Origin of the sequence: uncultured Campylobacter sp., from assembly GCF_937997465.1 — a bacterium.
Taxonomy (GTDB): Bacteria; Campylobacterota; Campylobacteria; order Campylobacterales; family Campylobacteraceae; genus Campylobacter_A.
Map to the genome: position 1 here is coordinate 1 of NZ_CALKTQ010000152.1, position 6,298 is coordinate 6,298.

Sequence of the window (6,298 nt, forward strand, 5' to 3'; positions counted from 1 at the left end):
TCGCCCGCGGCGGCCAGATACCGGCTCCTATTCATAGTTTTAAAAACTAAATTTACAAAGTCCGCTCAAATTTGCGGACTTTATCCTTCAAATTTATACGCGACGTTTAAATATCTTTTAGTTAAAATAACACCAAAATTTATGTTAAGGGGCTATAAATGAAAATTTTACGTTTTTTAGCGGCGCTTTGTTTTGGCGCGGCGGTAGCATCGGCGGCTGGTGACGGCAAGGTAAAAAGCATCGATATTTACGTGACGCCGTACTACTCGGCAAATGACGGCAAAGCCGACTACGTAAAGGTTTACGACAAGATCGACGGTCTGCTAAAAAGCGGCACGCTAGAGGACTTTAAAAGTGCAGAAAAGATCGTGCAGGACGCTCCGCAGATGGTCACGCCGATGACTCTTTTCGTGCTTTCGGCTCGCGCTTACGATCTAGGGCTTCGCGACGAGGCGGTGTTTTGGTTTTATAACGCCAAAAACCGCGCGATCTTGCTAAGAGAGGTTATAAATTTGGACGACGGTAGATTTTTTGAGGTCAAAAGCGCAATAGGAGCGTTTATCAAGCTGGTGGGCGATGTGGTAAATCCATACGCGTTTTGCGACATCAAAAAGCAGCAAGATATCATGGCAAAATCGCTTGAGTGGAGCAAAGCAAATGTTTACGAAGCTATGTTTTTACCGGAGTTTGCGTCGCCTCACGCAGATAGAAAAGCGGCTCTTGCAAAAGCAATAGAAGCTCTAGAAATACGCGCGCAAAAAGAAAAAGACTATTTTCTGAATGATGAAAATTTGGCTAAATTTAAAGCCATGCGCAAGCAAAATAGAACCGACGAGAGGTTTTGTTTTTAAGAAAGCTAAAAATTTAACCGTTAAATTTAACCAAGTGAGCCTCATCAAATTTACCGCTGCAGCCCCGCCCTACTCGCCCAGCTTCTGCGCTAATTTTTCCCAAAACTCGCTTAGGACTAGGATATCGTTGTGCCCGGCGTTTAGCTCGTAAATTTTATCTCCAGGCTTTAGAAATTTAAGCAACCTGCGCGAGTTATCCACGCCGATTAGCTCATCATGCTCGCCGTGAAATATCGTCACCGGCCCGCTAAAACCGCCGACAAACTCAAACGTAGGGATTTTGTATTTGATTAAAAATTTCGGCACAAAGGGCATTTTCTCCCGTGCTAGCTCCTCTAGGCTAAAATAGGGCGCAATCAAAACTAGCCGCTTAGCGCCGTATTTTTGCGCTGCGCGAGCCGCTAGCCCGCTACCCACCGAGTAGCCCACCGCCGTGACCTCGCCCGCGTCATACTCTCGCAAAACTGCCTGCATCATCGTATCCGCATCCGCGTAAAGTTGCTCCTGCGAGCTTATCTCGCCGCCGCTCTTGCCGTAGCCTCGGTAGTCAAACAGGTAAAAATCATAGCCCAAATCCGTAAAATACCGTGCATACTTGCCCCAGCCTTGCAAATTGCCCGCATTGCCGTGGAAAAATATCGCCGCACCATTTTTTGCCTTTCGTTCACCGTTCGCGTCGCTATAAATTTGCCCGCCGCCCCTACTCTGCGCTAAAAATTTTAACCCGCTTATCCACGCGCCGTTTGCGTCTAGTCTGATCTCCTCAAACGGCTGATCAAAGCTAAAATCATGGTTTGGCTCAAGCTTGCTCGGGAAAAATATCATCCGTTCCTGAAAAAAATAAAGCATTGCCAAAATCGTGACATATAACACGCAAAGCACGATACAAAGCCGAAAAATTACGTTCATTTTCGCCTTTCAAATTTATCTGTGCCGGACTTTCTTTGCCCGAAAAATACCTTAACCCTATCGCCGCTCTCGCTTCCGAATTTCTCCTGCGCCGCCAGCCTGATCTCGCCAGCTAACCGCTCGAAATAGCCGTCATCTCCAAATAGATAAATTTGCTTATAAAGCGGCAAAAGCGCCGGGAAATTTCGCCCGACAAAGGCTAGAATTTTATCTCGAAAATTCGGATAGAGATTTAGCCTATCAAACCAAATTTCATCCGCCGCGTCGCCGTAGCGGGATATGATATCAAAAACGGGCGTGATCTGCGGGAAAATCGGCGCGACGAAGATATATGTTTTCACTCCCGCGGCGCGCAGCTTTTTTATCGCTGCGATCCTTGCGGTTACGGAGCTTGCGCGAGGCTCCAGCGTGCGGCGCAGGCTTTCGTCTACCACGCTCAAACTCACGCCTACGCGGACGTTTGGCATGGTTTGTAGCAGGTCTATATCGCGCGTCACGAGGCTTGATTTGGTTAAAATTTGCAGGTTTATATCCGAGCCCGCAACCGCCTCGAGGACTTTGCGCGTAACACCAAAGCGCGCCTCGTACGAATTATAGCAGTCTGTAACCGAGCTCATAAATACGCGCTCGCCCCCGTGCAAGCCCACAAATTTAACCAAGCTCGCCGTATCAAATTCCTTCGCGTCCAAAAACTCGCCCCATGCCTCCTCGTGCCCCGTGACGCCGCGCATAAACTCGGCGTAGCAGTAGATGCAGCCGTGTGAGCAGCCCACATACGGGTTGATCGCGTAGCCGCCGCTGCCGATTTTGGAGCGCGAGAGGATATTTTTGGCGCGGATTTTTGCGACTTGCATTTGATTTTTGCCTTTGATTGCGTGGATTTTATGAGGGATTTTAGCGAAAATTTGGACTTTAAGCTAAAACGACGCAGTTTTACCGATAAAAAGATAAACTTATCAAATCTAAGCTCGTTTTATAACCTACCCAAGTAGCACGCTACGCCTTTTTGCCGAAGTTTATACTGATTTTAAACGACTTTTTGGCAAAATCTACGGTTTAAAAAGTCAAATTTAAGGAAAAATATGCTTGAAGTCAAAAATTTATTGATGAGATTTAACGCACAGCTGCTATTTGAGGACGTAAATTTAAAGCTCACTCGCGGCAACCGTTACGGACTCATCGGCGCAAACGGCGCGGGAAAATCGACGTTTCTAAAAATCCTTGCAGGCGAGATCGAGGCAAACAGCGGCGAGATCGTCATCGAAAACGGGCTAAAAGTAGGCGTGCTAGGCCAAGATCAGTTCGCGTTTGAAAACTTTAGCGTAAAAGACGCCGTGTTATACGGCAACAAACGCCTATACGACGCAGTAAAAGAAAAAGAAAAGCTCTACATGAGCGAAGAGTTTACCGACGCCGTAAACGACCGCTTAGCGCAGCTTGAGATGATAAGCGCCGAGGAGGATCCTAGCTACGAGTACGAGGTCAGGATCGAGAAAATCCTAAGCTCGCTTGGCTTTAGCGACTTTGAAAAGCCGATGAGCGAGGTTGAAAACTCGGATAAATTTAAAGTCCTGCTCGCTCAAGTGCTATTTCCAAAGCCCGACATTCTTTTCCTTGACGAGCCGACCAACAACCTTGACATCGAGAGCATAAAATGGCTGGAAAACGAGCTAAATCGTCACGAGGGTACGATGGTGCTAATCAGCCACGACCGCCACTTCTTAAACGCGGTTTGCACGCACATCCTGGACGTCGATTTTAAGAAAATCAGGCAGTTTGCGGGCAACTACGACGACTGGTACATCGCCTCGACGCTGGTTGCCAAACAGCACGAGATGGAGCGCGACAAAAAGCTAAAAGAAAAAGAGGAGTTGGAGAAATTTATCGCGCGATTCTCGGCAAACGCGAGCAAAGCCCGCCAAGCAACCAGCCGCCAAAAGCAGCTAAACAAACTCGACATCGAGGAGATCAAGGTATCAAGCAGACGCGATCCTAGCATACTTTTCCGCACCAAACGCGACATAGGCAACGAGATCCTGGAGGTGCGCGGCGTCAGCAAAAAATACGACAAAGTTTTGTTTGAAAATTTTAGCTTCAAGCTCGAAAAAAATGATAAAGTCGCCATCATCGGCGCAAACGGCGTAGGCAAAAGCACGCTGGCTAAAATCATCATCGGCGAGGTTGCTCCAGATAGCGGCGACGTGCACGTGGGCGCGACGATAGGGCCTAGCTACTTTGCGCAGAACACGACAAACAAAATCACCGGCGAGCTCAAGCTCTACGAGTGGCTGCAAGACGAAAACAACAAGGACCTAAACGAGATCCGCAAGTGCCTAGGACGCATGCTATTTAGCGGTGCGGAGCAGGAAAAATCAGTCGGCAGCCTAAGCGGCGGCGAGAAGCACCGCCTAATGCTAAGCCGCCTAATGCTAGAGCGCGGCAACCTACTCGTACTAGACGAGCCAAACAACCACCTCGACCTCGAAGCCATCATCGCTCTAGGCGAGGCGCTGTATAAATTCGGCGGCAACGTCATCTGCGTGAGCCACGACCGCGAGCTCATCGACGCCTTCGCCAACCGCATCATCCATCTAAAAGGAAACGGCGAAGTAGTCGATTTTAAGGGGACTTTTGAAGAATACGCCGCGATGAATGAGGGAACGACGGCTTAAATTTATATTTTTTGATTTTAGCTTTGATTTGGCGGGCAAATTTGATGCTCGCTAAATTTGAAATCAAATCCAAGCGGCAAATTTAGCTCGGTTTTGCTGTTTGGGTTTAAATTTTACCCACCGAGACCCGCATCTTGAAAATGCTAAATTTGGTTTGGTTAAATTTAGAGTTGCGGGCTAGGCTCCTTGCGTAAAAAACAACCATTTGAGGTTGTTTTTTACTTTATATAAAGGGGGTGAGGGCTTAAATTACGCTCTGCTAGCAGCTCTCAAAGAGAGTGCAAGCACAAGGCGAGGCAACGCCGAAGCAAAAAGCTCCCCACCTCCTTTAATCCCCCCTCCCCCTACGACGTTAGAAGTTGCTGCACTGCGTGCAGGTTAAATTTGACGCTATCGCGTCGCGTGTTTTAAATTTGCATTTTCAAGATGCGGGTCTCGGCGGGGTAAAATTTGAAATCAATTTTGCAAATTTGACTTCAAATTTAGGCATAAAGCAATAAGGCGAAGTATTTTTGTTCTAGATGAGACGCTTTTTAAATTTGGCGACGGGAGTTACCTAATCGGTAATGACCGAGCCAAATTTAAAAGCAACGAAGTATAGAGCAAAAAGACAAGCCTTACTTGGCAGAATACTGCGCGTCGAGGTACGGTATCAAATACCCATACCCCTGCTTCTCCATCTCCTCCTTTGGCACAAATCTCAGTGCAGCGCCGTTTATGCAGTATCTTAGCCCTCCTTTGTCGCGCGGACCATCGTCAAATACATGCCCCAGGTGCGAGTCCGACATCGCGGTTTTTACCTCGGTGCGCACCATACCGTGCGATAGATCGGACTTTTCGGCGATCAGGCTAGCATCTATCGGCTTAGTAAAGCTCGGCCACCCGCAGCCAGCGTCAAATTTGTCGTACGAGCTAAAAAGCGGCTGACCGTTTGTGATATCGACGTAGATACCGATACGCTCCTCGTCGTTTAGCTCGCTACTGTGTGGGCGCTCGGTCGCGGCGTGCTTTACGACGTCGTATGAGATGGCGCTTAGTTCATTTTTTAGCGTTGCGTCGTCTTTGTTTTTGTAGTTTTGCAAATTTTGCTTCATATCGCGCTTTTTGTCGCTCAAAATTTCGCCCTTTTTAGGCAGGCTCTCAAAGGTCACGTGGCAGTAGCCGTGTGGGTTTTTGTCCAGATAGTCCTGATGATACTCCTCGGCTTTGTAGATATTTTCTAGCGGCGCGACCTCCGTTACGATGGGCGCTTTGTAGTTTTTTTGTTGCTCGGAGATAAAGGCTCTGATCGCCGGCTCGTCCGCCGCATCGGTGTAGTAAATGCCCGTACGGTACTGCGTGCCGCGGTCGCCGCCTTGCTTGTTTAGGCTGGTCGGATCTATGGTGTTAAAGTAAAATTTGAGCAAATGCGGCAGGTCGATCACATACTCGTCGTATTCGACCCAGACGGCCTCTGCGGCGTTCGTATCGCCCGTGCAGACCTGCTCGTAGCTAGGGTTTGGCACCTTTGAGTTTGCGTAGCCCGTGTAGGTGTTCACCACGCCCGGAAGCTGCTTTAGATAGGCCTCCGTACCCCAAAAGCACCCACCCGCTAGCACGATCGTTTTGTTTGCGACTGCAGATTCATTCGTATTATGATTCATCTGTTCTCCTTGTAAATTTAAAAATATACCTAAAAATAGCGCCAAAGCGCCGACTATTCCTGCTGTTTTTAACGTTTTGCCAAGCATTTTCGCTCCTTATGGCTTAAATTTTAGACTAAATTTGATTCGGGCAAATTTGACTTCAAATTTGACGGTTTTAAATTTTACGCACCGAGACCTGCGCCATGAAAATGCTAAATTTGGTTTGGTTAAATTTAGCGTT

Annotated in this window: 5 protein-coding genes; 2 read left to right on the forward strand and 3 right to left on the reverse strand. The window is 47.9% G+C overall.

Annotated elements, in window-relative coordinates:
* Positions 1-158: 158 nt before the first annotated feature.
* Positions 159-851 carry a cytochrome-c oxidase gene (locus Q0546_RS04680; protein ID WP_298790967.1) on the forward strand — a complete coding sequence of 231 codons (693 nt, stop codon included), beginning with the start codon at positions 159-161 and terminating at the stop codon, positions 849-851.
* 69 nt (positions 852-920) lie between these two features.
* Here the strand turns inward: Q0546_RS04680 and Q0546_RS04685 are convergent, their stop codons facing one another.
* Together Q0546_RS04685 and Q0546_RS04690 are read right to left on the reverse strand one after the other, a co-directional pair.
* Positions 921-1,760: an alpha/beta fold hydrolase gene (locus Q0546_RS04685; RefSeq protein WP_298790969.1), complete on the reverse strand. Its 840-nt coding sequence runs from the start codon at positions 1,758-1,760 to the stop codon at positions 921-923.
* Entirely contained in the window at positions 1,757-2,614 is an 858-nt protein-coding gene (locus tag Q0546_RS04690) for a DUF5131 family protein (RefSeq protein WP_298790971.1), read from the reverse strand. The genes Q0546_RS04685 and Q0546_RS04690 overlap by 4 nt, the downstream gene beginning before the upstream one ends.
* Before the next feature lie 228 nt (positions 2,615-2,842).
* Between Q0546_RS04690 and Q0546_RS04695 the strand changes: the two genes are divergently transcribed.
* Positions 2,843-4,432: an ABC-F family ATP-binding cassette domain-containing protein gene (locus Q0546_RS04695; protein ID WP_298790973.1), complete on the forward strand. Its 1,590-nt coding sequence runs from the start codon at positions 2,843-2,845 to the stop codon at positions 4,430-4,432.
* Positions 4,433-5,049: 617 nt separating this feature from the next.
* Here Q0546_RS04695 and msrA read toward each other — a convergent pair.
* The gene (gene msrA, locus Q0546_RS04700) at positions 5,050-6,162 is read right to left on the reverse strand and encodes a peptide-methionine (S)-S-oxide reductase MsrA (protein WP_298790975.1); all 1,113 of its coding nucleotides are present in this window, start codon (positions 6,160-6,162) and stop codon (positions 5,050-5,052) included.
* Between the last annotated feature and the right edge of the window lie 136 nt (positions 6,163-6,298).